We start from the raw sequence: 23,755 nt of genomic DNA, 5'->3' as shown, positions 1-23,755 counted from the left end.
TTTCAGCCAGATGAAAGACGGATCCGGCATCAAGGAGAAACTGGTCGCTCAGGCGCTGGCGGAAGGGTTTGTGTCCTGCCGGATCTGCCGGCCTTGGGATGTGCCGCAGGTGACTGGGAGGCTGCAGGCGTTTCTGGCGGCGGGCTATCACGGGCAGATGGGCTGGATGGAGGACCGCAGCCATTGGCGGGGCGATCCGGCGCTGTTGTGGCCCGAGGCGCGGTCGGTGATCATGCTGGCTGAAAGCTACACGCCCAAGGAAGACCCGATGGCGGTGGTGGGGCAGGCGGACCGCGGTGCGGTGTCGGTCTATGCCCGCAATAAGGATTATCACGACCTGGTTAAGAAGCGGCTGAAGCGGCTGGCGCGCTGGCTGATTGCGGAGGCGGGAGAGGACTGCGAGGTGAAGGTCTTTGTCGATACCGCGCCGGTGCCGGAAAAGGCGCTGGGCATGGCGGCGGGGCTGGGCTGGCAGGGCAAGCACAGCAATCTGGTGAGCCGGAATTGGGGGAATTGGGCCTTTTTAGGGTCTGTTTTCACCACGCTGGAGCTGCCGGCGGACAAGGCAGAACCGGACCGCTGCGGATCCTGCCGGGCCTGTCTGGACAGTTGCCCGACCGATGCCTTTCCGGCGCCCTACCAGGTTGATGCACGGCGCTGCATTTCCTACCTCACGATCGAGCACAAGGGGCCGGTGGACGAAGAACTGCGGGGCAAGCTGGGCAACCGGATCTATGGCTGCGACGACTGTCTGGCGGCCTGCCCGTGGAACAAGTTTGCGGTGGCGGCCAGCGACATGCGCTATGCCGCGCGCGAAGAGCTGAAGGCGCCGAAGCTGGCGGAGCTGGCGGTGCTGGATGACGCTGCGTTCCGGGAGAAATTCTCCGGCTCGCCGATCAAGCGCATCGGGCGCGACCGTTTTGTGCGCAACGTGCTCTATGCGATAGGAAATTCCGGCCTGACGGAGCTGCGCGCGGTGGCGCAGGGGCTGGCGGAGGATCCGGATCCGGCGGTGGCGGATGCGGCGCGGTGGGCGGTTCAACGGCTTTCGTGACGCAAACAGGATGGACGGGCCGCATACAGGCGTTACACCCGGTCCGGCGAACAGAATGTGAAGGGGCTGGGCATGGCGTTGCTGCTGGGAGTGGACACAGGCGGAACCTATACCGATGCGGTGCTGATCCGCGACGAGAAGGAGGTGATCGCCTCCGCCAAGTCGCTGACCACGCGGGCTGATCTGGCGATTGGTGTCGGCGGCGCGATCCGGGCGGTGCTGGAGCAGTCCGGGGTACAGCCGCAGGAGGTGTCGCTGGCGGCCCTGTCCACCACGCTGGCCACCAATGCGCTGGTTGAGGGTCAGGGCGGCCGGGTGGCGCTGATCTATATCGGGTTTAACGAGTCCGACCTGGACCGGCACGGGCTGCGGGATGCGCTGAAGGGCGATCCGGCGCTGGTGATTGCCGGCGGCCATACCCATGCCGGCAGCGAAGCAGCGCCCTTGGACACGGAGGCGCTGGAGTTGTTCCTGCGCACTGAGGGGCAGGGGGTTACCGGCTTTGCCGTGGCGGGCGTCTTTGCCACCCGCAACCCGGCCCATGAGGTTGAGGCAGCGCGGATCATTCATGAGATGACCGGCGCGCCGGCCACCTGCTCGCATCAGCTATCGGCCAAGCTGAACGGGCCCAAGCGGGCGGTGACAGCGGTGCTGAACGCGCGGCTGATCGGGATGATTGACCGGCTGATCGGGCGGGCGCAGGACACGCTGCGCGATCTGGGGATTGAGGCGCCGATGATGGTGGTGCGCGGCGACGGCGCGCTGATGAGCGGCGAGCAGGCGCGGGAGCGGCCGATTGAGACCATCCTGTCCGGCCCCGCAGCCTCAATCGTGGGCGCGCGCTGGATGACCGGGGCGGATCACGCGCTGGTCAGCGACATCGGCGGTACCACAACGGATGTGGCGCTGATCAAGGACGGCAAGCCCGCAATTGACCCGGCGGGTGCCCGGGTCGGGGCGTTCCGCACCATGGTCGAGGCGGTGGCGATGCGGACCACCGGCCTGGGGGGCGACAGCCAGGTGCATCTGGTCACCAGCGGGCTCGCTGGCGGGCTGACCCTGGGGCCGCGACGGGTGGTTCCGGTCTCGCTGATTGCCGCCGACGCGCCAGAGGTGGTGCATGCGGCGCTGGATGAGCAGCTGCGCAACTCCACCGTGGGTGAGTTTGACGGGCGTTTTGTCCGCGCGGTGCCGGGGGTGCCGGTTGCGGGGCTGAGCGAGCGGGAGGCCGGGCTGCTGGCGCGGATCGGGATGCAGGTGCACCCGCTGGGCCAGATCCTGCGCACCCGGATGGAGCATGGCTCATTGGGCCGGCTGGTGGACCGCGGGCTGGTGCAGGTATCCGGCGTGACGCCGTCGGATGCCAGTCATGTGCTGGGCCGGGTGGATGCTTGGGACCGGGAGGCGGCAGAGAAGGCGCTGACGCTGTTTGCGCGGCGCCGGGTGGGCAGCGGCGACATGGTGGCAAGGGATGCGGAGACGCTGGCGCAGATGATCATTGATCAGCTGACCGAACAGACCGCTTTGACCTTGTTAGAATCTGCTTTTGCCGAAGAAGCCGAGGATTTTGGCCTGCCCGAGGATCAGCTGGCACGGCATGTTCTGTTGCAGCGCGGGCTGGCAAAGCACCGCGGGCTGCTGGCGCTGGATGCAGCGCTGAATGTCGATGTGGTGGGGCTGGGGGCCTCTGCCCCCAGCTACTACCCGGCGGTCGGGGAGCGGCTGCACTGCAACATGATCCTGCCGGAACATGCGGGCGTGGCGAATGCCATCGGTGCTGTGGTGGGGCGTGTCACCATGCGGCGCAGCGGCACCGTGACGTCGCCTTCCGAAGGCAAATACCGGGTGCATCTGGAGAGCGGGCCGGTGGATTACCAGGCCTCAGACGAGGCGCTGGCGGCGCTGGAGGCAGCACTGGCCGGTGAGGCCCGCGGTGCGGCAGAGGAAGCGGGCGCCGAGGACATCCATGTGCATGTGGAGCGGGATATCCGCACCGCGCAGGTGGAGTCGCGGGAGGTGTTTGTCGAAGGCACGCTGACGGTGGAAGCCAGCGGGCGGCCGCGGGTGGCGCACGCCTAGTTTCGGATTTGCTGAGCGGTTTTTCGGGGAAAAGCCGCTGTCTCCGGCGGGGATGTTTTTAGCCGGAAGAAGCAGGTTTGCCTGTTGGGCGTCTGACATGTGAATAACCCCGCCGGGGTGCGGCGGGGCAAAAAGCGCCTTGTTAGAGCCTATTCTGCGGCTTCGTTTCGCTTCGGCAGCACCCAGTCGGGCCGCGCGAAATGGCAGGTGTAGCCGGTTGGCAGCCGCTGCAGGTAGTCCTGATGCTCAGGCTCGGCTTCCCAGAAGTCGCCCACGGGTTCAACCTCTGTCACCACCTTGCCGGGCCAGAGGCCGGAGGCGTTGACGTCGGCGATGGTGTCCTCGGCCACGGCCTTTTGGGTTTCGTCCGCGTAGTAGATCGCCGAGCGGTAGCTCATCCCCAGGTCATTGCCCTGGCGGTTGACCGTGGTCGGGTCGTGGATCTGGAAGAAGAACTCCAGCATCTCCCGGAAGGAGGTGACGGCGGGCTCAAAGATGATCTCAATTCCCTCGGCATGGGTGCCGTGGTTCTTGTAGGTGGCGTTGGGCACGTCGCCGCCGGTGTAGCCGACGCGGGTGCTGATGACGCCGGGGCGTTTGCGGATCAGTTCCTGCATGCCCCAGAAACAGCCGCCTGCCAGGACGGCGCGTTCGGTGGTGCTCATTTCACGACCTCCAGTTGGTTGATGTAGGCGCCATAGCCCTCGGCCTCCATGTCGTCCAGATGCACGAACCGCAGAGACGCGGAGTTGATGCAGTAGCGCAGGCCGCCCCGGTCCATCGGGCCGTCCGGGAACACGTGGCCGAGGTGGCTGTCGCCATGGGTGGAGCGGACCTCTGTGCGGATCATGCCGAGGGTGCGGTCTTCCAGCTCCTGGATATGCGCGGATTCGATCGGCTTGGTGAAGCTGGGCCAGCCGCAGCCGGATTCATATTTGTCGGAGGAGGCAAACAGCGGCTCGCCCGAGACGATGTCGACGTAGATGCCCGGTTCCTTGTTGTTCAGCAGCTTGCCGGTGCCCGGCCGTTCGGTGCCCGCGTTCTGGGTCACATAGAACTCTTCCTCGGAGAGGGTGGCGATAACGTCCGGGTTCTTGAAAAATTTGGTCATGGTGTCCTCCCGCCTGTTCGCGTTTGGTGCAGAACATGGGGTCTGGATGCGGAAATGCAAATCCTGTTACAGGCGGCTCGCAAAGCCGTGTAGCGGGTGCCGGTCAGGCGGCGAAGGCGCCGGCCAGCTTTGCGGGCAGGGTGAATTCGCCCAGCACCCGGGCGCGGGCCTCTGCCGACATCTTGCGGGCGGTCTTTTCGACGATGCGCTGCACCTTGTCTGCCGGATGCTTGGCGGCAAAGGGTTCAAAGTACCACTTCAGGAAGACAAAGCAGATGATGTCCTCCAGCGCCTGCACCTGGTCGTCGCGCTTGATGCCTTCCTTGCGCAGCATCTTGGCGGCGGCGTCCACGTCCTCAGCGCCATAGCCTGCGTCCTGCATCAGGGCGGTGACGACTTCGGCGTGGTGCTCCGCCTCTGCCTTGCGCCATGCGAGGTAGCCGGCGCGGCCTTCGGGGAAGGCGCTGCGTTCCAGTTTCCAGCGTTCCACATGCTGGCCTCGGGCAGCGATCTGCAGCGGCTCAGAAGCACCCGGGAACAGGCGGGCCTGCTCTGCGCTCATCCGCTGGCCGTAAAGCAGCGCAGCGGGCTGGCCGTCTTCCAGTGTCGGGTCCTTGGCATTGGCGGCGTCGATGGCGTCCACCACCTGGGATAGTTGCGCGCTCATGCCGCGTCCTCCTGTTTGTGTCCTTGCGGATCAGGTTACGTTGGAAACGCAAGCACTTGCAACGGGGCCGCGCCGCGGCAGCGGCGCCGGGCCCAAGGGGCAGGGACGGGTGTCAGCCCGGCTTTGCCGCGCGGGAGGGCCCTGTTTGCGGCTGTGCAGGCTGACGGGAGAGTTGCACCGCCAGAATGCCGCCGGTGACGATGGCAACACCCAGCACATCGAGCGGCCCCAGTTTCTCTCCCAGCAGCACGCTGGCAACCGCCACACCGAACACCGGGTTCAGGAAGTGGAAGGTGGCGGCGCGCACGGCACCTATGCGGTTCAGCAGCAGCACCCAGATGAAGGTCGCCATCAGCCCCGGCACGATGGTGGTGTAGGTAAAGGCCGCCGCCAGCCGCCAGGTTGGGTTGACAAAGATGTCCTCGCTCAGCGGTGCGGCCACGAACAGGATGGCAGAGCCGATCAGCATCTGCAGCCCGACCACCATCATGAAGTTGCCGCCCGAAGTGGCACCGCGCAGGGCGAGGGTTGCGGTGGTGAGCGCCAGCACGCCAATCACGCAGAGGAAGACGCCCATCAGGTCCACGCCGGCGCTGAGGCGGGTGCCCATGATCAGGGCGACACCCAGGATGCCTGCCAGCAGCCCGGCATAGCCCAGGGGGCGCAGCCGTTCGCCAAACATCATCCAGCCCGCCAGCGCCACCAGCAGCGGCATGGTGGAGGCGATAATGGCGGCGAGTGAGGCCTCGATCCATTGCATGGCAACAAAGTTCAGGCCGAGGTAGAGCGCATTCTGGCAAATTCCGAAGATCACCGTCGCGCGCCACTGGCCGGGCGTCAGCCGCCAGGTCTGGCCCATGGCGCGGGCGATGGCGACGCCGATCAGGCCGGAGATCAGGAACCGCACCGCCAGCGAGAACAGCGGCGAGGCGTCCTGAACGATGATCCTTGCCGAGGTGAAGGCCGAGGACCACATCAGGGCAAAGGCCAGCCCCATGGCAATTGCGCGTGCGTCCATTGTCCCAACCCTTTCTGCTGCTGCGGACCTTCAGGGAAGCGGGCGGCGGGATCAAGCCCCGTCATTCAAGCCCAGTCAGCTGAGGCGGGCTGCCAGGATCTGCCAGCTGGCGGCACCGAAGGCTGCGGCAAACAGGGCCTCGAACCCGCGGCGCATGCGGATGTAGATGCGGCTGGCAGCGGTGCTGGAGAACAGGAGCGCGTAGCCGTGGAAGACCAGCGTGCTTTGCACCGCGATGGCGGCGATCACCACCAGCAGCGCTGAGGGTCCGGTGCCGGGCGGGATGCCGATAGCATAGAGCGAGCCGAAGAACAGGATCGCCTTGGGGTTTGTCAGATGCAGCGCCAGCCCCTTGGCATAGGCGGCGCGCAATGAGGGTGCCGCAGACGGGCGCAGCTCAGGGGCGCCGGAGCGCAGCGCAGAACGGGCGGAGCGGACCGCCAGATACATCAGGTAGGCGGCGCCGAAATAGCGGACCGCCTCGAACATCCAGGCATTTGCCAGCATCACCGCGCCCAAGCCAAATGCGGCAGAGACCGACCAGATCAGCGAGCCGCTGCTGACGCCGGCCGCCAGTGCCAGCCCGGCGGCGCGGCCGCGCTGCATGGCAGTGCCGGCAATGGTCAGGGTGGCGGGGCCGGGGCTGGCGCCGGCCAGCAGCGCTGCCCCCAGGATCAGCAGAAGATTGACGTTCTCCATGGCGCGGGTCCCCTTGTGCGTTCACCTCAGCCTGCGCCGCCGGGACCGGCTTTGCAATCGGGAACGCTGCGGTGGAGGGCGAACTGTCGGCCGTATGTGCGGGGCAAAAGAAAAGGGCTGCCCGCAGCGGGCAGCCCTCAAACCGTCCGGATCAGGTCCGGTATCAGCCGTTCACGCTGTCCTTCAGCGCTTTGGCGATGGTCATTTTCACAACCTTGTCGGCTTCTTTGGTGAACTTCTCACCGGTGGCCGGGTTGCGCACTTCACGCTCGGGGCGCTCGCGGCAGTAAATCTTGCCGACGCCCGGCAGGGTCACTGCACCGCCGCCCGACACTTCGCGGGTGATCAGCGAGCAGACCGCTTCCAGTGCGGAACCTGCGACTTTCTTGTCGCTGCCCATTTCCTCTGCCAGAGCGGCAACAAGCTGGGTTTTGGTCATCGGTTTGGACATTCTTCGTCTCCTTAAACTGCCCGAACTGTGGGGCCTCATCGCGTGACATTATCGTTATGTTGTATGATAACACAACTTCTTGTGTGCTCCGCGCAGGCCAAAATGGGCATTTTTTCTAGGAAAACTGCAAAAAACCGCCCTACAGGAAGGCTGTTTCGTCGAATGAGCGCAATTTCCGGCTGTGCAGGCGCTCCAACGGCATGCCGCGCAGGCGTTCCATAGCTCTTATGCCGATTTGCAGATGGCGCGCAACCTGGGTCCTGTAAAAGTCCGATGCCATGCCCGGCAGCTTCAGTTCGCCATGCAGCGGTTTGTCCGACACACAGAGCAGCGTGCCATACGGAACCCGGAAGCGGTAGCCGTTGGCGGCAATGGTCGCGCTTTCCATATCCAGCGCGACGGCGCGGGACTGGGACAGGCGCTGCACCGGGCCGGACTGGTCGCGCAGTTCCCAGTTGCGGTTGTCGATGGTGGCGACCGTGCCGGTGCGCATGATCCGCTTGAGGTCGAAGCCTTCGTATTCGGTGATCTCTGCCACCGCCTCCTCCAGAGCCACCTGAATTTCCGCCAGCGCCGGGATCGGGGTCCAGACCGGCAGATCGTCGTCCAGAACATGGTCCTCGCGCAGGTAGCCATGCGCCAGAACGAAGTCTCCCAGCGCCTGAGTGTTCCGGAGACCGGCGCAATGGCCGACCATCAGCCAGGCATGCGGGCGCAGCACCGCGATGTGGTCGGTTGCGGTCTTGGCGTTGGAGGGGCCGACGCCGATGTTGACCAGGGTGATGCCGTTCCCGCCTTCGCGCTTGAGGTGGTAGGTAGGCATTTGCGGCAGTTTGCCGGCTTCGGGGATCACTGCCGCGGGGTCCGTGATCTCGTGGTTTCCGGTGCTGACAAAGCTGGTGTAGCCGCTGTCTGGATCGGCCAACTGGGCGCGGGCATAGGCTTCGAACTCCGCCACGTAGAATTGGTAGTTGGTGAACAGGACGTGGTTCTGGAAATGCTCCGGGCTGGTGGCCGTGTAATGGCTGAGCCGCGCCAGCGAGTAATCGATGCGCTGGGCGGTGAACAGCGCCAGCGGCCCGGTGCCATTGGCGGGCTGATAGGTGCCGTTGACGATGTCGTCATTGGTGGTGGACAGATCCGGCACGTCAAACACATCGCGCAGGGTGAAGCCCGCCGCGCCCTCCTGCGGCACGGTAAGGTCCGGGCGCGAGGCCACTGCGAAATGCACCGGGATCGGGGTGTCAGAGACGCTGATGGTCACTGGCTGGCCGTGGTTGCGGATCAGCAGGCCGATTTGCTGGATCAGGTAGTTGCGGAACAAGTCCGGCCGCGTCACCGTGGTGGCATAGGTGCCGGGCGATGAGACATGGCCGAAGCTGAGGCGGCTGTCCACCTGGGCGAAGGTCAGGGTGGAGAACCGGATCTCCGGGTAATAGGCGCGGATGCGCTGGTTGTCAGGCGCGCCGTCGGCCATCGCGCGGATAAACTCATCGCACAGGAAACCGGTGGCCTGCCGGTACAGCAGCTCCAAACGGTCCACGGCCTCGGTTGCGTCGTTGAAGCTTTCGTCCGGCGGATGACCGGGGTGTTTTGTTGTTATCATTGGGCAGGCTCGATTACCGGGATTTTCTGGAAGGTGCGCACGTCGACAAGGCCGAGGTCGGAGATCCTGAGTTCCGGGATCACCACCAGCGCCAGAAGCGAGTGCTGCATGTAAGCGTTGTTGAGGGCGCAGCCGCAGGCCTGCATTGCCTCCATCATCACCTGCGCCTTGGCCGCAACCTCGGTGGCGGGGCTGTCGGACATCAGGCCGGCAATCGGCAGCTCGACCAGCGCCTGCTCCTGCCCGTTCTTATACAGGGTGATGCCGCCGCCCACCTGTGCCAGCCGGTTGGCCGCCAGCGCCATCTGCGCGCGGTCGGTGCCGACCACGATCATATGGTGGCTGTCATGCGCCACGGTGGAGGCCATTGCCATTTTGCCGCTGTAGCCAAAGCCGGAAACAAAGGCGTTGGTGACGCCGCCAGTGGCGCGGTGGCGTTCGACCAGCGCAATCTGGCAGACGTCGCCGCTGCCTTCGACCAACCCGTCCACCACCGGCAGCTCCGCCTGCAGCGCCTTGGTCGGGGCCTGGTTTTCGACCACGCCGATCACATTTGCAGTGACCGCATTGGCGCCTTCAGGCGCAGTGAGTTCGAAGTCCTTAGCCGTCAGCTCATGACCCAGATGCACGGTGCCGCGGGCGCTGGCGGGCCAGTTGAAATGCGGGCATTCGACCTTGATAGAGCCTGATTCCGCCACGATCTGCCCGCGGGCGATCACCACCTCGATCGGCAGTTCGCGCAAATCCGAGGTCAGGATCACATCGGCGCGGCGGCCCGGGGTGATGGAACCGATCTCGCGCTCCAGCCCGAAATGGGTGGCAGTGTTGATGGTCGCCATCTGCAGGGCGATCACCGGGTCGCAGCCGCAGGCAATGGCGTGGCGCACCACCCGGTTCACATGTCCGTCGTTGACCAGCGTGCCGGAGTGGCAGTCATCGGTGCAGAGAATGAAGTTGCGCGGGTCCAGCCCCTTCTCGGTGACGGCGGTGATCTGGCTCTCGACGTCATACCAGGCAGACCCGAGCCGCATCATCGACCGCATCCCCTGGCGCACCCGGGCGATGGCGTCGGCCTCGCAGGTGCCCTCGTGGTCATCGGCCGGGCCGCCGGCCACATAGGCGGCGAAGTCCGGGCCAAGGTCGGGGGAGGCGTAATGGCCGCCGACGGTTTTGCCCGCGCGCTGGGTGGCGGCGATTTCGGCCAGCATCTTGGGGTCGGCGTTGGCAACGCCGGGGAAGTTCATCATCTCCCCCAGCCCGATGATGCCGGGCCAGTTCATTGCCTCTGCCACGTCTTCGGCAGAGATTTCATAACCGGTGGTTTCCAGCCCCGGCGCCGAGGGCGCGCAGCTAGGCATCTGGGTGAAGATGTTGACGGGCTGCATCAGCGCCTCGTCATGCATGCAGCGCACGCCGTCCAGACCCAGAACATTGGCAATCTCATGCGGGTCGGTGAACATCGAGGTGGTGCCATGCGGGATCACCGCGCGGGCAAATTCTGCGGGCGTCAGCATGCCGGATTCAATATGCATATGCGCGTCGCACAGGCCGGGGATCATGTAGCGGCCGTTTGCCTCGATGATTTGTGTCTCCGGCCCGGTGCAATAAGAGGCATCCGGCCCGACATAGGCGATGCGGCCCGCCTTGATCGCAATATCATGATCCGGCAGCTGTTCGCGGGTGTGGACATTGACCCAAATGCCCTGCCGGATCACCGTGTCGGCGGGCGCGCGGCCGGCGGCTACTTCGATCAATTGCGGGGCGGAGTCGGGCCAGCTTGGGAAAATATTATCTGACATAATCCAATTGTTCCGATTGCGGGCGGGAAGGCAAGCGGATTGCCGGCTTTGCCATCAAAGCTTCATGCAGGCGGTGGAAAGGCGCCGAAAGCTGACGTGTTTGGCATTGCCGCAGGGCCGTAACGGGACGACACTGTCCTTATGGATTATCAAACAATAGATGCAGACAGTTTCGGCCGCTCCCTGCGCGGGATAGGGATCAACCTGCTGGTGCGGGATGTGCCAGCAGAAGTCGCTTTTTTAGAGACTGTTTTCGCCATGAAGGGCCATCAGGTGAGTAAGGATTTTGCCATCGTCACCTATGGCGGACAGGTGTTCCAGCTGCACAGTGACGGCACTTATGCGGAAAACCCGCTGCTGGGGCTGCTGCCGGAAAACCCGCCGCGCGGGGCGGGGATTGAGATCCGGCTTTATGACACCGATCCGGATAACGCGGCGGAACGGGCGGAGGCCGCGGGTTTCACCATTCTGCAAGCACCAACGGACAAGCCGCATGGCCTGCGCGAGGCCTATGTCCTGTGTGAAAACGGCTACGCCTGGGTGCCAAGCCGGCCCAAAGGGTAAGCGGCGGGAATTCCTCCCCTTTCACCCTGGCCACGGCCGGTCCATGCTGGGCGGTATTATTTTGATGCCGCGAGGGACCGCTGATGCATGCCATTGCCGATACAACTGCCCTGGTCGAAGAAGGGGTGCTGACCCCGGATCAGGCCCGCACCATCGAGGCGCGTTCGCGCGAAGTGATGGTATCGCTGGCGGTGAACGCGATCCTGTGTTTCGGGATCATTGCAGCCACTGCCGGGTTCATCTTCTGGCTGGCGGATCCGCTGGCGGTAGCGGTCACTGGCATCCTGATGCTGGGCGGCGGGCTGGCGGTTCTGGCCCGCGGCAGCGAGACGCTGCGGATGTTCGGAAATTCCGCAACCCTGATCGGCGCAGGCATGCTGATGGGCGGCGCCGGGATTGAGCTGGTCGATAAGTATGAGGACATTGCCGGCTGGGTGATGCTGCCCGCCGGTGCGCTGGTGGCGCTGATCTGCACCTGGCGCTGGCGGCACGGGGCCTGGTCCGCGGGCTTTGTGTTGGGCGCGATCCTGCTGATGGGACTGGCGATGCATTTGGCCGGGATCGAGCTGCTGCTGCAGCAATACGGCATCGGATCACCGTTGCGGAACCTGGCGCTGCTTTACTACACGGCGGCGCTGGCACTGGCCGGCTGGCAGGTGGACGTGCGCTTTGTCACCGCGCTGGCGATTGCGCCCTTTGCCCAGATGCTGGAGACCGGCACCAGTTATTTCCACGCGGCTTATGTGTTCTATTCGCCGGAATCGACGCTGACGATCCTGCAGATGGTGCTGCTGATCGTGCTCTGTGTCTGGGGTGCCTCCCGGCTGGCAGAGCGTGACGCCCGGCACCTGCGCATCCTGGCGATCCTGGGATTTGTGGTTGCAAACCTCTGCGCCCTGGTCGGGTCGCTGTGGGGGGACGTGGTGGGCGAAACCGTCTGGGGGCCGGGTCGTTACAGCAACGGCTACGAGGATTGGGAATCCTTTTCCGCTGCCCGCGATGCCTTCCGCGACAGCGCGCTGTTCATCTCTGAAAACGTCTATTCCGTGCTTTGGGCGGCGGTGCTGGCAGCGGTGATTTTCTGGGCGGCCCAGCGGCACCAGCGCGGGCTGTTCAATGCGGCGCTGACCTTTGCCGCGATCCATGCCTATACGCAGATGTTCGAATCCTTTGCCGATGAGCCGTTGGCCTATGTGATCGGCGGGCTGGCGGCGATTCCGCTGGCCTGGGGGCTGTGGCGGCTGAACCAGTGGATGGCGGCGAAGCAGGCCTAACCGCTGCTGCGCAAGCTGCGCGGGGTGGTTCCGAACTCGGCCTTGAAGGCCCGGGTCAGCGCGCTCGGGTCGTCGTATCCGCAGCGCAGGGCAATTTCGGAAACGCTTAGAACAGTTTCTAACACGAGCTTTCTGGCCTGTATCAGCCGCAGCCGCCGGTAGACCGCCTGCGGCGTTGCCCCCAGTTCACCCTTCATCCGGGCCTCCAAATCCTTCTGGCTGCGCCCCGCTTTTCTGGCCACGGCAGCGATCGGCAAGGGCGTTTCCAGATTGGCCTGCATCACCGCAACCGCGCGGGCAACCGATTTGCCGCGCACCAGGATCGGATCCTGGGTTTCGGTCGCCTCAGGTGCCATGAACAGCGCGGCAACCTCAAGCCGCAGGGCGGCGCCATGCTGGTCGCCGATCAACTCCATCATCGTGTCAAAGGCCGCCAGCGCGCCGGTGCAGGTGATGCGGTCGCCGTCCCAGACTTGCCGAGCGCGTTCGGCCTGCACCTCGGGGAAAGCCTCGGTGAAACGGTCCAGTTCTTCCCAGTGGATGGTGGCGCGCCGCCCGTTCAGCAACCCGGCCTGCGCCAGCAGCCAGGCGCCGGTGTCAAAACCCGCCAGTCCCTTGTAGCGGCGGGCTGCGGACTTCAGCGCTCGGGCGGTCGCCGCACTGGCATGGCGCAGGAAGTCATAAGACGGCATCGCAATCAGCAGATCGCCGCTGCAATCGCCCAGTTTCCCGTGCGCCCGCACCTCCATGCCCGACGAGGACACCGCCGCCCTGCCGTCCAGCGTCAGGAACCGCCAGGCATAGACCTGCCGCCCGGCAAACGTATTGGCGGCACGCAGCGGCTCCACCGTGTTGGCCAGGCAATGGGCCGAAAAGGCATCAAACAGCAGCACATCCAATTGCTGCACTGCAGCGGTATCTTTTGTCCAATTTTGCATGATTATTTCTATTCCTGCATGATAGGTGCAGGCAAGCGGCGTAATCTGATGTGCAACAGATTTGCCGAAGGAACACCGCCATGCAGTTCGGGATGACCGAAGAACAGTCCATGATCGTAGAGACCACCCGCGCCTTTGTGGAGAAGGAGCTCTATCCGCATGAAGCGGAGATCGAGCGCACCGGCCACCTGGACATGGATGTAATCCGCGACGTGCAGAAGAAGGCGATGGAAGCGGGGCTTTATGCCGCCAACATGCCTGAGGAAGCCGGTGGTGCCGGCCTCGATACCCTGACCTGGCTGATGTATGAAAAGGAACTGGGCCGCGCCAACTATGCGCTGCACTGGACCGGCGTTGCGCGGCCGTCGAACATCCTGCTGGCAGGCACCGAGGAGCAGAAAGAGAAATACCTGTTCCCCTGTATGAAGGGCGAGAAGTGGGACTGTCTGGCGATGACAGAGCCGGACGCCGGCTCGGACCTGCGCGGCATGAAGGCAACCGCGCGCCAGGACGGTGATGACTGGATCCTGAACGGCACCAAGCACTTCATCAGCCACGCGGACATCGCCGATTTCGCGATTTGCTTCATGGCCACCGGGGTCGAGGACACACCGCGCGGGCCGAAGAAGAAAATCACCGCCTTCTTTGTCGACAAGGGCACGCCGGGTTTTGAGGTGCGCGACGGCTACGGCAACGTCAGCCACCGCGGCTATACCAACGCGGTGCTGGAATTCGACGACTGCCGTCTGCCGTCCTCGGCCATTCTGGGCGAGGTCGACAAGGGGTTCGAGGTGGCCAACACCTGGCTGGGCGCCACCCGCCTGCAGGTCGCGGCCACCTGCCTGGGCCGCGCCGAACGGGCGCTGCAGCACTCGATCGAATACGCTGCCGAGCGCAAGCAGTTCGGCCAGCAGATCGGCAAGTTCCAGGGCATCTCCTTTAAACTCGCCGACATGGCGCTGGAGCTGAAGGCGGCGAACCTCTTGACCTGGGAAGCCGGCTGGAAGTTCGACCAGGGCACCGTCACCGAGAGCGACATGTCGATGGCCAAGCTGAAGGCCACCGAGATGCTGGCCTTTGTCGCAGACGAGGCGATCCAGATTCACGGCGGCATGGGCCTGATGGACGAGCTGCCGCTGGAACGCATCTGGCGCGATGCGCGGGTGGAGCGTATCTGGGAAGGCACCAGTGAAATCCAGCGGCACATCATCAGCCGCGAGATGCTGCGCGCCGTCGGAGGCTGATCCATGACCCAAGCCGGGAAACCCGTTGTTACCATTACCTACTGCATCGGCTGCAACTGGCTGCTGCGGGCGGGCTGGATGGCGCAGGAACTGCTGCAGACTTTTCAGGACCAACTGGGCGGGGTGACACTGGTTCCCGGAGATTTGGGCGGGATCTTTGAGATCCATGTTGATAAGGAGCTGGTCTGGGAGCGCAAACGGGATGGCGGCTTTCCTGATGTGAAAGAGCTGAAGACCCGCGTGCGCGACCGGATTGACCCTGAACAAGACCTCGGCCACCTGGACCGCGGCAAGACCGGTGAATAAGATCAAATGCAGTCTCTAAACAGGCTTTTCCGCCCGAAAACCATTGCTGTAATTGGCGGCGGCGCGTGGTGCCGCCTTGTCATCGAGCAATGTCAGAAGATGGGATTCGAGGGCACCATCTGGCCCGTCCATCCCAAGGCAGAAGAGGTCGCGGGGCTGCCGGCCTTCAAGGATGCGGACAGCCTGCCGGAAGCGCCCGATGCGGCCTTTATCGGAGTGAACCGCTTTGCCACTATCGAAGTGGTGCGGGCGCTGTCTGCGCGCGGTGCTGGCGGGGCCGTGTGCTTTGCCTCGGGTTTTCTGGAAGCGGCAGCCGAGGACGCTGAAGGCGCGGACCTTCAGGCGCAGCTGCTGGAAGCGGCGGGCGATATGCCTTTCCTTGGGCCCAATTGCTATGGCTTCATCAACTATCTGGACGGCGCCCTGCTGTGGCCGGATCAGCATGGCGGCGCGCGGGCGCAGAAGGGTGTGGCGCTGGTCACCCAAAGCTCCAATATCGCCATCAACCTGACCATGCAGAAGCGCGGTCTGCCGCTTGCCTATGTGGTGACCGCCGGCAATCAGGCGCAGTCGGGCATAGCAGCCATTGGTGAGGCGCTGCTGGAGGACGACCGTGTCACTGCGCTGGGCCTGCACATCGAAGGCTTTGGCGACCTGCGCGCGTTTGAGGCGCTGGCGGCGCGGGCGCGTGAACTGGGCAAGCCGATCATAGCGCTGAAGGTCGGCAAATCGGCTGAGGCCCAGGCCGCAACTGTTTCTCATACCGCCTCGCTTGCGGGCGGTGACGCGGGGGCCGGGGCTTTGCTCTCACGCCTTGGCATTCCGCGTCTGGATGACCTGCCGTCCTTCCTGGAAACGCTGAAGCTGCTGCATGTGACGGGGCGGCTGCCTTCGAACCGTATCGCAACCATCAGCTGTTCGGGCGGGGAGGCAAGCCTGGCCGCAGACACCGGCCATACGCGGAAGGTGGAGTTCCCACCGCTGCATGACCGCCAGAAAACGGACCTGCGCGACGCGCTGGGCCCGATGGTGGCGCTGGCAAATCCGCTCGACTACCACACCTATATCTGGCGCGACACCGAGGCGATGACCAAGGCGTTCTCAGCCATGATGGATCCGCAGCTGGCAATGACCATGCTGATTGTGGACTTCCCGCGTGATGACCGCTGCGATGCCTCGGACTGGGAATGCACCATTCAGGCCGCCATCGGTTCGCACGAACGGACCGGCGCCAATGTTGGGCTGGTGGCGACTCTGCCGGAGCTATTGCCAGAGGATGTGGCGGCCCGGCTGATGGACGCAGGCGTGGTGCCCTTCTGCGGTCTCAGCGAGGCAATTGCTGCCTGCGAAGCCGCCAGCCTGCCGCTGCCGGAAGCGCCTGCGCCGCTGTTGCTGCCAACTCCCGCTGTAGAGCCTGATCTGGTGCCGGAAGCCGAAGCCAAGTGGCAGCTTGCCAGCTATGGGCTGCGCACGCCGCGCTTCAAACGGGCGGCTTCGGCCACCAATGCCCGCGCTGTGGCAGTGGATGTCGGCTTCCCGGTGGTGCTGAAGGGCGAAGGCGTCGCGCATAAGACAGAGGCGGGGGCGGTGGTTCTGAACCTGAATTCGGGCCAGGAGGTGAGCGACGCGGCTTTTAACATGCCTGCGGAGCGTTTTCTGGTGGAGGAGATGGTCACCGGCGCGGTGGCGGAACTGCTGATCGGTGTGGTCAAGGACGCGGCGCACGGGTTTGTCATGACCCTGGCGGCGGGCGGCACCCTGACCGAGCTGATGGAGGACAGCGCGTCTTTCCTTCTGCCGGCCTCGGAAGCGGAGATCGAGGCGGCACTCCAGTCGCTGCGCATCTCCAAGCTGCTGGATGGCTACCGCGGCGCCCCGGCGGCAGACCGCGAGGCAATCCTGCGCGCCATCCGTGCGGTCGAAGCCTATGTGTTGGAGAATGCGCTGGGCCTTGAGGAGATCGAGATCAACCCGCTTTTGTGCACGCCAAAGGATGCGGTTGCAGCGGATGCGCTGATGCGCCGGAAATACTAGCGCTGCGGCCCTGAAACAGAACGGCATGCCCAATGCCAGGAGGAGACAACATGAGTGAAAGCCCCGTAAGAACCCGCCGCGACGGCGCCATTCTGGAAGTGACGCTGGACCGGCCCAAGGCCAACGCCATAGATCTGGCCACCAGCCGGGTGATGGGCGAGGTGTTCCGTGATTTCCGTGACGACCAGGAGCTGCGGGTGGCAATCCTGACCGGCGGCGGGGAGAAATTTTTCTGCCCCGGCTGGGACCTGAAGGCGGCGGCGGACGGCGATGCGGTGGATGGCGATTATGGTGTCGGCGGTTTTGGCGGACTTCAGGAACTGCGCGATATGAACAAGCCGGTGATTGCTGCCGTGAACGGCATCGCCTGCGGCGGCGGACTGGAGCTGGCACTGTCGGCGGACATGATCATTGCTGCCGATCATGCCACCTTTGCGCTGCCGGAGATCCGCTCCGGCACCGTGGCGGATGCCGCCAGCGTAAAGCTTCCCAAACGCATCCCCCATCACATCGCCATGGAACTTTTGCTGACCGGGCGCTGGTTTGATGCAGAAGAGGCCAACCGCTGGGGGCTGGTGAATGAGATCGTTCCCGCGGATCAGCTGATGGACCGTGCCTGGGAGCTGGCAAGGCTGCTCGCTTCCGGCCCGCCGCTTGTCTATGCGGCGATCAAGGAGATCGTGCGCGACGCCGAGGACAGCAAATTCCAGGACGCGATGAACCGCATCACGCAGCGCCAGCTCAAGACGGTGGATGTGCTCTATGGTTCGGAGGACAATCTGGAAGGCGCCCGCGCCTTTGCCGAAAAACGCGATCCGGTCTGGAAGGGGCGGTAACGCAATTCTCCCGCCTGCTGCGGGGAATCTGAAGACGCCCCTGCACAGTTGGGCCCGGCGCCGCGCTTCGCGCGGCGTTACCTTTTTGCGGGGACGCTCTTGAGGAGCAGGTCTGCTCCTCAAGAAGCCAGGCCCATTGTATGACCGGCCATCGCCGCCTCAAGGGCAAGCCGCGCGTGCCGCGCGGAGGCTGCGCCTCCCTTGACACGGCGAAAGCGGAACAGTGCTACGCCTTCTGGAACAGAGCAATGAGGGCAGTGTCATCCTTGTGCGGGCCGGTGGCGCGCGGGCCATAGATGCGCAGCTCCGGCAGGGTGAGGCTCTTGATCCATTGACCGCTGAGCAGCCGGTCAAAGGCTTCGGCAAATCCTGCCTTTTCGTAGAACCTGGCATTCACTGACAGTGCAAACCAGGCTCCGGGTGCGGCCACGCGCAGCAGGGCGGGCAGCACTTCGGGGCCAAGGTGGCCGTGGGTGAACGTGCCCGAAGACACCACCCCGCGGTAAGAGCTGCGCGGCACCGGAATGCCTTCCATCAGGTCGGCCTCGATCACGTCGCGGTAGGCGTCCTTGCGCAGCGCCTCGGCCAGCATGGCAGCGCTGATGTCGGTGGCGTCGACAGGTTCAACCCCAAGCGCCCGCAGCGCCGCGCCGCAGAGGCCGGTGCCTGCGCCCGCGTCCAGCACCGGGCCCGATCCCCCGGCGGCGGCAAAAGCCTTGGCCGTCAGTTCGGGCAGCAGGTAGTCCTGCCCGGCGGCGAAATCCTGATCGTAGGTGCCGGCCCAGTCCGCATAAAGCCGCCGCGAATCCTCAGGCGTGCTCAGTTCATAGGCATCGGCCAATCCGGGTGTCTTCTTTTTCATCGGGCCATCAAAGCCGCGCGAAGGATTCGAATCAACCCTTGCACCCCGGCTGCGGCCAACGCATCTAGGAGGCATGAGAAAAACGCTGCTTTGTCTTGGATTTGGCTATACCGCCAGGGCGCTTGCCCCGCGTCTGCTGGCGCAGGGCTGGCGGGTCATCGGCACCTCGCGCGAGGTGGCGGCGGCCGATGGTGTTGAGATGATCACCTGGCCCGGGCAGGACGTTCCGCTGGACGGGGTGACACATATCCTGAATTCGATCGGCCCCAATGCGGATGGGGATCCGGTGCTGGCGGCCATGGGGGACCGGATTGCCGCCGCGCCTGATCTGGAGTGGGTCGGCTACCTGTCGACCACAGCCGTCTACGGCCACCACGACGGCGCCTGGGTGGATGAGAATACACCGGTGACACCCTCCAGCCAGCGCGGCGACTGGCGCGCCCTGGCAGAGGCGCAATGGCAAGCCATTCCCGGCTTGCCGCTGCACATCTTCCGCTTGGCCGGCATCTACGGCCCCGGCCGCGGCCCCTTTGCCAAGCTGATGGCGGGCAAGGCGCGGCGGATCATCAAGCCGGGGCAGGTGTTTTCGCGTATCCATGTGGACGACATCGCCCAGGTGCTGGCGGCCTCCATCGCGCAGCCGCGTCCGGGCGCCATCTATAACGTCTGCGACAACGACCCGGCCCCGCCGCAGGATGTACTGGGCCATGCGGCGGAACTCTTGGGCCTGCCAATGCCTGCGGAGGTGCCGTTTGAAGAGGCTGGCATGACCCCGATGGCACGCAGCTTTTATGGCGAGAACAAGCGGGTCAGGAACCGCCTGATCAAGGAAGAGCTGGGAGTGGAGCTGCTCTATCCCACCTACCGCGAGGGGTTGCGGGCGGTGCTGGAGGCTGAGGATATGGAGAGCTTTGTGCCGCCGGCTGAGCCGCCGGGGGTGTAACTGAACTTTAGCCGGACCTGCCCAGGCAGGCTCAACCCTAGTGCTGGCCCAGGTTACGCCCGTTTCTCGCCAATCGTTGCAACACCCAAAACCTCCAGCACCTTGGCCTCGATCTGCGGTGCGTTCATGGCGGCGGTCTCATACATATCCGCCGGGCTGGCCTGGTCGATGAAGGTGTCGGGCAGCACCATCGAGCGGTACTTGAGGCCGCTGTCAAAAACGCCTTCCTCCGCCAGAAGCTGCGCCACATGGGAGCCGAAGCCGCCCACTGCGCCTTCCTCGATGGTGATCAGCGCCTCGTGGTCCGCGGCCAGCTGCAGGATCAGGTCACGGTCCAGCGGCTTGGCAAAGCGGGCGTCGGCAATGGTCGGGGTGATGCCCTTGGCAGAGAGCGCCTCGGCGGCTTTGCGGACCTCGCCCAGCCGGGTGCCGAAGGACAGCAGCGCCACGCGTTTGCCCGCCTGGATCATCCGGCCCTTGCCGATTTCCAGCACCTCCGGAGTTTCCGGCATCTCGACGCCTTCGCCCTCACCGCGCGGGTAGCGGAAGGCGATGGGGCCGTCGTCATACGCAGCCGCGGTGGCGACCATGTGCACCAGTTCCGCCTCGTCGGCGGCGGCCATCACCACCATGCCGGGCAGGTTGGCCATGAAGCCAATGTCGAAACTGCCGGCATGGGTGGCCCCGTCGGCCCCGACCAGTCCGGCACGGTCGATGGCAAAGCGCACCGGCAGGCGCTGGATCGCCACGTCGTGCACGACCTGGTCATAGCCGCGCTGCAGGAAGGTGGAATACATCGCGCAAAACGGCTTCATGCCGCCGGCCGCTAGCGCCGCTGCAAAGGTGACGCCGTGCTGTTCGGCAATGCCGACGTCGAAGCAGCGCGAGGGGTAGCGTTCGGCCATCAGGCTGAGGCCGGTGCCATCTGGCATCGCCGCGGTGACGGCGCAGATCTTGTCGTCCTTGGCGGCCAGTTTCACCAGTTCATTGCCGAAAACAGACGTGTAGGAGGGCGCGTTGGAGGGGGCCTTCTTCTGCTCGCCGGTCACCATGTCGAACTTGGCAGTGGCGTGGCCCTTGTCGCGGGCGGCCTCAGCCGGGGCGTAGCCTTTGCCCTTTTTGGTCAGGACATGGATCAGGATCGGGCCGGTGGCGCGTGCCTTGACCGTGCGCAGGACCGGCAGCAGCTGGTCCATGTCGTGGCCGTCAATGGGGCCGAGATAGGAGAAGCCAAGCGCCTCGAACATCGTGCCGCCGACGGCCATGCCTTTCAGCATGTCCTTGGCGCGCTTGGCGCCTTCGCGGAAGGGTTCGGGCAGCAGAGAGACAGCGCCCTTGGCGGCAGCCTTCAGCTCCTGGAACGGCTCACCCGCGTAAAGGCGCGACAGGTAGGAGGACAGCGCGCCGACCGGCGGCGCGATCGACATTTCATTGTCGTTCAGGATCACGAACAGCCGCTTGCCCAGGTGGCCTGCGTTGTTCATCGCCTCAAACGCCATGCCGGCTGACATAGAGCCGTCGCCGATCACCGCGATGGCGTCGCCGTTGCCCTCGGGGATGACACCGCCGAGGTCGCGCGCGACGGCAAAGCCAAGGGCTGCGCTGATCGAGGTGGAGCTGTGGGCGGCGCCGAACGGGTCATAAGGCGACTCGGAGCGTTTGGTGAAACCGCTGAGCCCGTCCTTCATCCGCAGGGTGCGGATGCGGTCGCGGCGCCCGGTCAGGATCTTGTGCGGGTAGCACTGGTGGGAGACGTCCCAGATCACCTTGTCGCGCGGGGTGTCGAATACCGCGTGCAGGGCGGTGGTCAGCTCCACCACGCCGAGGCCTGCGCCCAAGTGGCCGCCGGTGACGGAAACCGCGGAAATGGTTTCCTGCCGCAGCTCATGGGCCACCTGCACCAGCTGCGCATCCGTCAGCCCCTTCAGATCCGCGGGGCGCGTGATCTGGTCCAGAAGCGGGGTCTTGGGCCGGTCGGACATGGTGTCTCCTTGGGCTGCGCCTTTCAGAGGCTTGGCGCGGGGTTAGCTGTCGCGCGCAATAACGAAACGCGCGGCTTCCTTCAAGGTTGCGGCGTCATCACCATAGGGTGACAGCGCGGCACAGGCATCCTCGCAAAGCGACTGTGCGCGGGCTTTTGCCTCTGCCAGACCCAGCAATGAGACAAAGGTCGCCTTTCCGGCATCTGCGTCCTTGCGCACCGCCTTGCCAACCTTGGCGGCATCGCCTTCCACATCCAAGATGTCGTCAGCAATCTGGAAAGCAAGGCCGAGGGCGCGTGCGTATTGCCGAAGCGGTGCCGGGTCGTCCCCGGCCAGCACCGCGCCGGCGGTGGCGGACCATTCGATCAGGCAGCCGGTCTTGCGGCTCTGCAGTTTGGTGATTTGTTCGAGATTGAGCGGCTCAGCAGCACTTTCCGCTGCGATGTCCAGCATCTGGCCAGAGACCATGCCGTACTTTCCAGAGGACTGTGCCAGGCCGCGGATCAGGGTCAGCGCGTGGGCGCCAACCTTCGGGCTTGCCAGCAGTTCAAAGGCAAAGGTTTGCAGGCTATCGCCTGCCAGAACCGCCATCGCCTCATCCCATTTCTTATGGACCGTAGGCTGGCCGCGGCGCAGGTCGTCGTCGTCCATGCAGGGCAGGTCGTCATGCACCAGGGAGTAGGCGTGGATGCATTCGATTGCGAGCGCCGCCTCAATCGCTGCGTCTTGCGGCACGCCGTGCAGGCGGGCGCTTTCCAGCACCAGGAAGCCGCGCAGCATCTTGCCGCCGGTGATGGCGTAACGCATCGCGGCGTGCAGCGCGTCATTGCCCGCCAGCCGCAGCTCCATATGCGCGGTAACAAGGTCTTGCGCGTCTTTCCGTGCCTCTGCAAAAGGGCGCGTTTGGGTGTCTGCGGCGGCGGTCATGGTTCAGCCGGCGTCCAGCGGCTGGGTGCCCTTGGGGGTGCCGTTGGCGTCCAGGGTGATCGCGGCGACCTTTTCCTCGGCGCGTTTCAGCTCGTCTTCGCAGCGTTTCTTCAGCGCGGCGCCGCGTTCATAAAGCGCAATCGAGGCATCCAGCGCCACGTCGCCGCGTTCCAGCTGGTCCACCACGCCTTCCAGCTCACGCATCGCCTGTTCAAAGCTCATCTGGTCTACGGGGGTCTCAGTCATGCCGGTGCCTTCATCAATTCTTCCACATGCGCGCGGGTTGCCGCGGACAGCGCGTTCAGATCATATCCGCCTTCCAAAGTCGAGACGATACGGCCGCTGCACAGTTCACTGGCAAGTTTGCACAGTTCGGCGGTGATCCGGGCGAAATCGGCAGTGGCCCAGTTGAGGCTGGCGAGCGGGTCGTCCTGATGGGCATCAAAGCCTGCGGAAATGATGATCAGCTCCGGCTTGAAGGCGCGCAGGCGGGGGAAGGCCTCGCCCTCATAGGCTGCTTGCATCTCTGACCGGCCCGATCCCGGCGGCAGCGGCATGTTGAGGATCTGGCCATGGGCGCCGTCCTCGTCAGGGCGGCCAGAGCCGGGCCAGAGCGGCATCTGCTGGCTGGTGATGACCAGCGCGCGCGGCTCATCCCATAGCAGGTCCTGGGTGCCATTGCCGTGATGGACGTCGAAATCCACCACCGCGACACGGCTGAGCCCGTGGTGATCGAGCGCGTGCTTGGCTGCCAGTGCGGCATTGCCGAACAGGCAAAAGCCCATTGCAGTGTCTGTTTCGGCGTGATGCCCCGGCGGGCGCACGGCGGCAAAAGCATTCTGCACTTCGCCTCCCAGCACCATGTCCACTCCGCGCACTACGGCTCCGGCTGCGCGGAAGGCGGCATCCAGCGAACCGGGAGACAGGAAGGTGTCGCCGTCAATCTGCGCCCAGCCCTCCGCCGGCGAGGATTTGCGCAGGTCCGAGAGGTAGGAGGCGGGGTGGATGCGAAGGATGTCATCCTCGGCGGCCATCGGGGCTGTCACCCGCTTCAGATCCAAGGATTCCAGAGCGTGCAGGATGTGTTCCAGCCGTGCGACCCGTTCGGGGTGGCCCTCAGGTGTGACGTGATTGAGGCAATCCGCGTGGGTGATCAGGGCGGTGGTCATGGGCGCGTTCCTCCGGCTGCGGGACTTGGCGCGACACTAGGTGGGGGCGGTGTCCGGCTGCAAGGGAAAACCGGGGGTGACATGCGTGCACCGGGTGTGCACTCCCTGTGCACCGGCCTGGCAGCATTTAGGCGAAAAGGGAGGGATGCCGGCCCGTCACCGCCGGAGCGGGCCGCCCCCCCGCCGGGATAT

The 23,755-nt window shown here is 64.9% G+C and carries 23 protein-coding genes; 9 read left to right on the top strand and 14 right to left on the bottom strand.

Going from position 1 to position 23,755, the window contains the following annotated elements; translation table 11 throughout:
• The first annotated feature begins 10 nt into the window (after positions 1-10).
• A complete protein-coding gene (queG, locus tag N6L27_RS14540; protein WP_271908018.1) occupies positions 11-1,054 on the top strand; it encodes a tRNA epoxyqueuosine(34) reductase QueG in 1,044 nt (347 codons plus the stop codon).
• A gap of 72 nt (positions 1,055-1,126) precedes the next feature.
• Entirely contained in the window at positions 1,127-3,133 is a 2,007-nt protein-coding gene (locus tag N6L27_RS14535) for a hydantoinase/oxoprolinase family protein (protein WP_271908017.1), read from the top strand.
• 149 nt (positions 3,134-3,282) lie between these two features.
• On the opposite strand, the gene msrA is transcribed toward N6L27_RS14535, so the two are convergent.
• The 8 genes from msrA to ade all read right to left on the bottom strand — a co-directional run bounded on the left by msrA (position 3,283) and on the right by ade (position 10,484).
• Positions 3,283-3,798, bottom strand: coding sequence for a peptide-methionine (S)-S-oxide reductase MsrA (msrA, locus tag N6L27_RS14530; protein ID WP_271908016.1), 516 nt, complete (start codon positions 3,796-3,798; stop codon positions 3,283-3,285).
• Positions 3,795-4,244, bottom strand: a complete 450-nt coding sequence (msrB, locus tag N6L27_RS14525; RefSeq protein WP_271908015.1) for a peptide-methionine (R)-S-oxide reductase MsrB — start codon at positions 4,242-4,244, stop codon at positions 3,795-3,797. Before msrB ends, msrA begins: the two co-directional genes overlap by 4 nt.
• Positions 4,245-4,347: 103 nt before the next feature.
• Positions 4,348-4,911 (bottom strand): DUF4202 domain-containing protein, encoded by a 564-nt coding sequence (locus N6L27_RS14520; RefSeq protein ID WP_271908014.1) that lies wholly within the window; start codon positions 4,909-4,911, stop codon positions 4,348-4,350.
• Positions 4,912-5,023: 112 nt separating this feature from the next.
• Positions 5,024-5,929 carry a DMT family transporter gene (locus N6L27_RS14515; protein ID WP_271908013.1) on the bottom strand — a complete coding sequence of 302 codons (906 nt, stop codon included), beginning with the start codon at positions 5,927-5,929 and terminating at the stop codon, positions 5,024-5,026.
• A 75-nt stretch (positions 5,930-6,004) separates the two neighbouring features.
• A complete protein-coding gene (locus N6L27_RS14510) occupies positions 6,005-6,628 on the bottom strand; it encodes a LysE family translocator (protein WP_271908012.1) in 624 nt (207 codons plus the stop codon).
• Positions 6,629-6,791: 163 nt separating this feature from the next.
• Positions 6,792-7,079: an HU family DNA-binding protein gene (locus N6L27_RS14505; protein ID WP_019297532.1), complete on the bottom strand. Its 288-nt coding sequence runs from the start codon at positions 7,077-7,079 to the stop codon at positions 6,792-6,794.
• 139 nt (positions 7,080-7,218) lie between these two features.
• Positions 7,219-8,685, bottom strand: coding sequence for an AMP nucleosidase (locus N6L27_RS14500; RefSeq protein ID WP_271908011.1), 1,467 nt, complete (start codon positions 8,683-8,685; stop codon positions 7,219-7,221).
• A complete protein-coding gene (ade, locus tag N6L27_RS14495) occupies positions 8,682-10,484 on the bottom strand; it encodes an adenine deaminase (protein ID WP_271908010.1) in 1,803 nt (600 codons plus the stop codon). Before ade ends, N6L27_RS14500 begins: the two co-directional genes overlap by 4 nt.
• A 141-nt stretch (positions 10,485-10,625) precedes the next feature.
• Here ade and N6L27_RS14490 point away from each other — a divergent pair, with 141 nt between their 5' ends.
• A complete protein-coding gene (locus N6L27_RS14490; protein ID WP_271908009.1) occupies positions 10,626-11,048 on the top strand; it encodes a VOC family protein in 423 nt (140 codons plus the stop codon).
• A gap of 83 nt (positions 11,049-11,131) precedes the next feature.
• A complete protein-coding gene (locus tag N6L27_RS14485; RefSeq protein WP_271908008.1) occupies positions 11,132-12,322 on the top strand; it encodes a hypothetical protein in 1,191 nt (396 codons plus the stop codon).
• On the opposite strand, the gene N6L27_RS14480 is transcribed toward N6L27_RS14485, so the two are convergent.
• Positions 12,319-13,260, bottom strand: coding sequence for a GlxA family transcriptional regulator (locus tag N6L27_RS14480; protein ID WP_271908007.1), 942 nt, complete (start codon positions 13,258-13,260; stop codon positions 12,319-12,321). The genes N6L27_RS14485 and N6L27_RS14480 overlap by 4 nt on opposite strands.
• A gap of 80 nt (positions 13,261-13,340) precedes the next feature.
• Here N6L27_RS14480 and N6L27_RS14475 point away from each other — a divergent pair, with 80 nt between their 5' ends.
• Genes N6L27_RS14475 through N6L27_RS14460 form a run of 4 tightly spaced genes read left to right on the top strand, consistent with a single transcriptional unit; the run spans position 13,341 to position 17,680 of the window.
• Positions 13,341-14,504, top strand: coding sequence for an acyl-CoA dehydrogenase family protein (locus tag N6L27_RS14475; RefSeq protein ID WP_271908006.1), 1,164 nt, complete (start codon positions 13,341-13,343; stop codon positions 14,502-14,504).
• A gap of 3 nt (positions 14,505-14,507) precedes the next feature.
• A complete protein-coding gene (locus N6L27_RS14470) occupies positions 14,508-14,810 on the top strand; it encodes a SelT/SelW/SelH family protein (protein WP_271908005.1) in 303 nt (100 codons plus the stop codon).
• A gap of 6 nt (positions 14,811-14,816) precedes the next feature.
• On the top strand, positions 14,817-16,844 hold the full coding sequence (locus N6L27_RS14465) for an acetate--CoA ligase family protein (protein ID WP_271908004.1): 2,028 nt from the start codon (positions 14,817-14,819) through the stop codon (positions 16,842-16,844).
• A 50-nt stretch (positions 16,845-16,894) separates the two neighbouring features.
• Positions 16,895-17,680 (top strand): carnitinyl-CoA dehydratase, encoded by a 786-nt coding sequence (locus N6L27_RS14460; protein WP_271908003.1) that lies wholly within the window; start codon positions 16,895-16,897, stop codon positions 17,678-17,680.
• A 226-nt stretch (positions 17,681-17,906) separates the two neighbouring features.
• Here the strand turns inward: N6L27_RS14460 and N6L27_RS14455 are convergent, their stop codons facing one another.
• The gene (locus N6L27_RS14455; RefSeq protein WP_271908002.1) at positions 17,907-18,542 is read right to left on the bottom strand and encodes a class I SAM-dependent DNA methyltransferase; all 636 of its coding nucleotides are present in this window, start codon (positions 18,540-18,542) and stop codon (positions 17,907-17,909) included.
• A 73-nt stretch (positions 18,543-18,615) separates the two neighbouring features.
• Between N6L27_RS14455 and N6L27_RS14450 the strand changes: the two genes are divergently transcribed.
• Positions 18,616-19,485 (top strand): SDR family oxidoreductase, encoded by an 870-nt coding sequence (locus N6L27_RS14450; RefSeq protein ID WP_271908000.1) that lies wholly within the window; start codon positions 18,616-18,618, stop codon positions 19,483-19,485.
• Between the two features lie 53 nt (positions 19,486-19,538).
• Here the strand turns inward: N6L27_RS14450 and dxs are convergent, their stop codons facing one another.
• Genes dxs through N6L27_RS14430 form a run of 4 tightly spaced genes read right to left on the bottom strand, consistent with a single transcriptional unit; the run spans position 19,539 to position 23,563 of the window.
• Entirely contained in the window at positions 19,539-21,467 is a 1,929-nt protein-coding gene (gene dxs / locus N6L27_RS14445) for a 1-deoxy-D-xylulose-5-phosphate synthase (RefSeq protein ID WP_271907999.1), read from the bottom strand.
• 42 nt (positions 21,468-21,509) lie between these two features.
• Entirely contained in the window at positions 21,510-22,394 is an 885-nt protein-coding gene (locus N6L27_RS14440) for a polyprenyl synthetase family protein (RefSeq protein WP_271907997.1), read from the bottom strand.
• Between the two features lie 3 nt (positions 22,395-22,397).
• Positions 22,398-22,640 (bottom strand): exodeoxyribonuclease VII small subunit, encoded by a 243-nt coding sequence (locus N6L27_RS14435; RefSeq protein ID WP_019297546.1) that lies wholly within the window; start codon positions 22,638-22,640, stop codon positions 22,398-22,400.
• On the bottom strand, positions 22,637-23,563 hold the full coding sequence (locus tag N6L27_RS14430) for a histone deacetylase family protein (protein WP_271907995.1): 927 nt from the start codon (positions 23,561-23,563) through the stop codon (positions 22,637-22,639). The genes N6L27_RS14435 and N6L27_RS14430 overlap by 4 nt, the downstream gene beginning before the upstream one ends.
• Positions 23,564-23,755 lie beyond the last annotated feature (192 nt).

It is taken from the genome of Leisingera sp. SS27, from assembly GCF_028368855.1.
Classification (GTDB): domain Bacteria; phylum Pseudomonadota; class Alphaproteobacteria; order Rhodobacterales; family Rhodobacteraceae; genus Leisingera.
Note: the sequence above shows the minus strand (reverse complement) of the source record. Positions and strands in the feature narration are given on the sequence as shown.

What these genes read in the sequence shown, in the direction of transcription:
- N6L27_RS14510 (WP_271908012.1), bottom strand. Translation starts at nt 6,628, where the DNA reads ATGGAGAACGTCAATCTTCTGCTGATCCTGGGGGCAGCGCTGCTGGCC.
- N6L27_RS14490 (WP_271908009.1), top strand. Translation starts at nt 10,626, where the DNA reads ATGGATTATCAAACAATAGATGCAGACAGTTTCGGCCGCTCCCTGCGC.
- N6L27_RS14520 (WP_271908014.1), bottom strand. Translation starts at nt 4,911, where the DNA reads ATGAGCGCGCAACTATCCCAGGTGGTGGACGCCATCGACGCCGCCAAT.
- ade (WP_271908010.1), bottom strand. Translation starts at nt 10,484, where the DNA reads ATGTCAGATAATATTTTCCCAAGCTGGCCCGACTCCGCCCCGCAATTG.
- N6L27_RS14450 (WP_271908000.1), top strand. Translation starts at nt 18,616, where the DNA reads ATGAGAAAAACGCTGCTTTGTCTTGGATTTGGCTATACCGCCAGGGCG.
- N6L27_RS14535 (WP_271908017.1), top strand. Translation starts at nt 1,127, where the DNA reads ATGGCGTTGCTGCTGGGAGTGGACACAGGCGGAACCTATACCGATGCG.
- N6L27_RS14515 (WP_271908013.1), bottom strand. Translation starts at nt 5,929, where the DNA reads ATGGACGCACGCGCAATTGCCATGGGGCTGGCCTTTGCCCTGATGTGG.
- N6L27_RS14470 (WP_271908005.1), top strand. Translation starts at nt 14,508, where the DNA reads ATGACCCAAGCCGGGAAACCCGTTGTTACCATTACCTACTGCATCGGC.
- N6L27_RS14460 (WP_271908003.1), top strand. Translation starts at nt 16,895, where the DNA reads ATGAGTGAAAGCCCCGTAAGAACCCGCCGCGACGGCGCCATTCTGGAA.
- N6L27_RS14455 (WP_271908002.1), bottom strand. Translation starts at nt 18,542, where the DNA reads ATGAAAAAGAAGACACCCGGATTGGCCGATGCCTATGAACTGAGCACG.
- msrA (WP_271908016.1), bottom strand. Translation starts at nt 3,798, where the DNA reads ATGAGCACCACCGAACGCGCCGTCCTGGCAGGCGGCTGTTTCTGGGGC.
- N6L27_RS14465 (WP_271908004.1), top strand. Translation starts at nt 14,817, where the DNA reads ATGCAGTCTCTAAACAGGCTTTTCCGCCCGAAAACCATTGCTGTAATT.
- N6L27_RS14435 (WP_019297546.1), bottom strand. Translation starts at nt 22,640, where the DNA reads ATGACTGAGACCCCCGTAGACCAGATGAGCTTTGAACAGGCGATGCGT.
- msrB (WP_271908015.1), bottom strand. Translation starts at nt 4,244, where the DNA reads ATGACCAAATTTTTCAAGAACCCGGACGTTATCGCCACCCTCTCCGAG.
- N6L27_RS14480 (WP_271908007.1), bottom strand. Translation starts at nt 13,260, where the DNA reads ATGCAAAATTGGACAAAAGATACCGCTGCAGTGCAGCAATTGGATGTG.
- N6L27_RS14440 (WP_271907997.1), bottom strand. Translation starts at nt 22,394, where the DNA reads ATGACCGCCGCCGCAGACACCCAAACGCGCCCTTTTGCAGAGGCACGG.
- dxs (WP_271907999.1), bottom strand. Translation starts at nt 21,467, where the DNA reads ATGTCCGACCGGCCCAAGACCCCGCTTCTGGACCAGATCACGCGCCCC.
- N6L27_RS14500 (WP_271908011.1), bottom strand. Translation starts at nt 8,685, where the DNA reads ATGATAACAACAAAACACCCCGGTCATCCGCCGGACGAAAGCTTCAAC.
- N6L27_RS14430 (WP_271907995.1), bottom strand. Translation starts at nt 23,563, where the DNA reads ATGACCACCGCCCTGATCACCCACGCGGATTGCCTCAATCACGTCACA.
- N6L27_RS14485 (WP_271908008.1), top strand. Translation starts at nt 11,132, where the DNA reads ATGCATGCCATTGCCGATACAACTGCCCTGGTCGAAGAAGGGGTGCTG.
- queG (WP_271908018.1), top strand. Translation starts at nt 11, where the DNA reads ATGAAAGACGGATCCGGCATCAAGGAGAAACTGGTCGCTCAGGCGCTG.
- N6L27_RS14475 (WP_271908006.1), top strand. Translation starts at nt 13,341, where the DNA reads ATGCAGTTCGGGATGACCGAAGAACAGTCCATGATCGTAGAGACCACC.
- N6L27_RS14505 (WP_019297532.1), bottom strand. Translation starts at nt 7,079, where the DNA reads ATGTCCAAACCGATGACCAAAACCCAGCTTGTTGCCGCTCTGGCAGAG.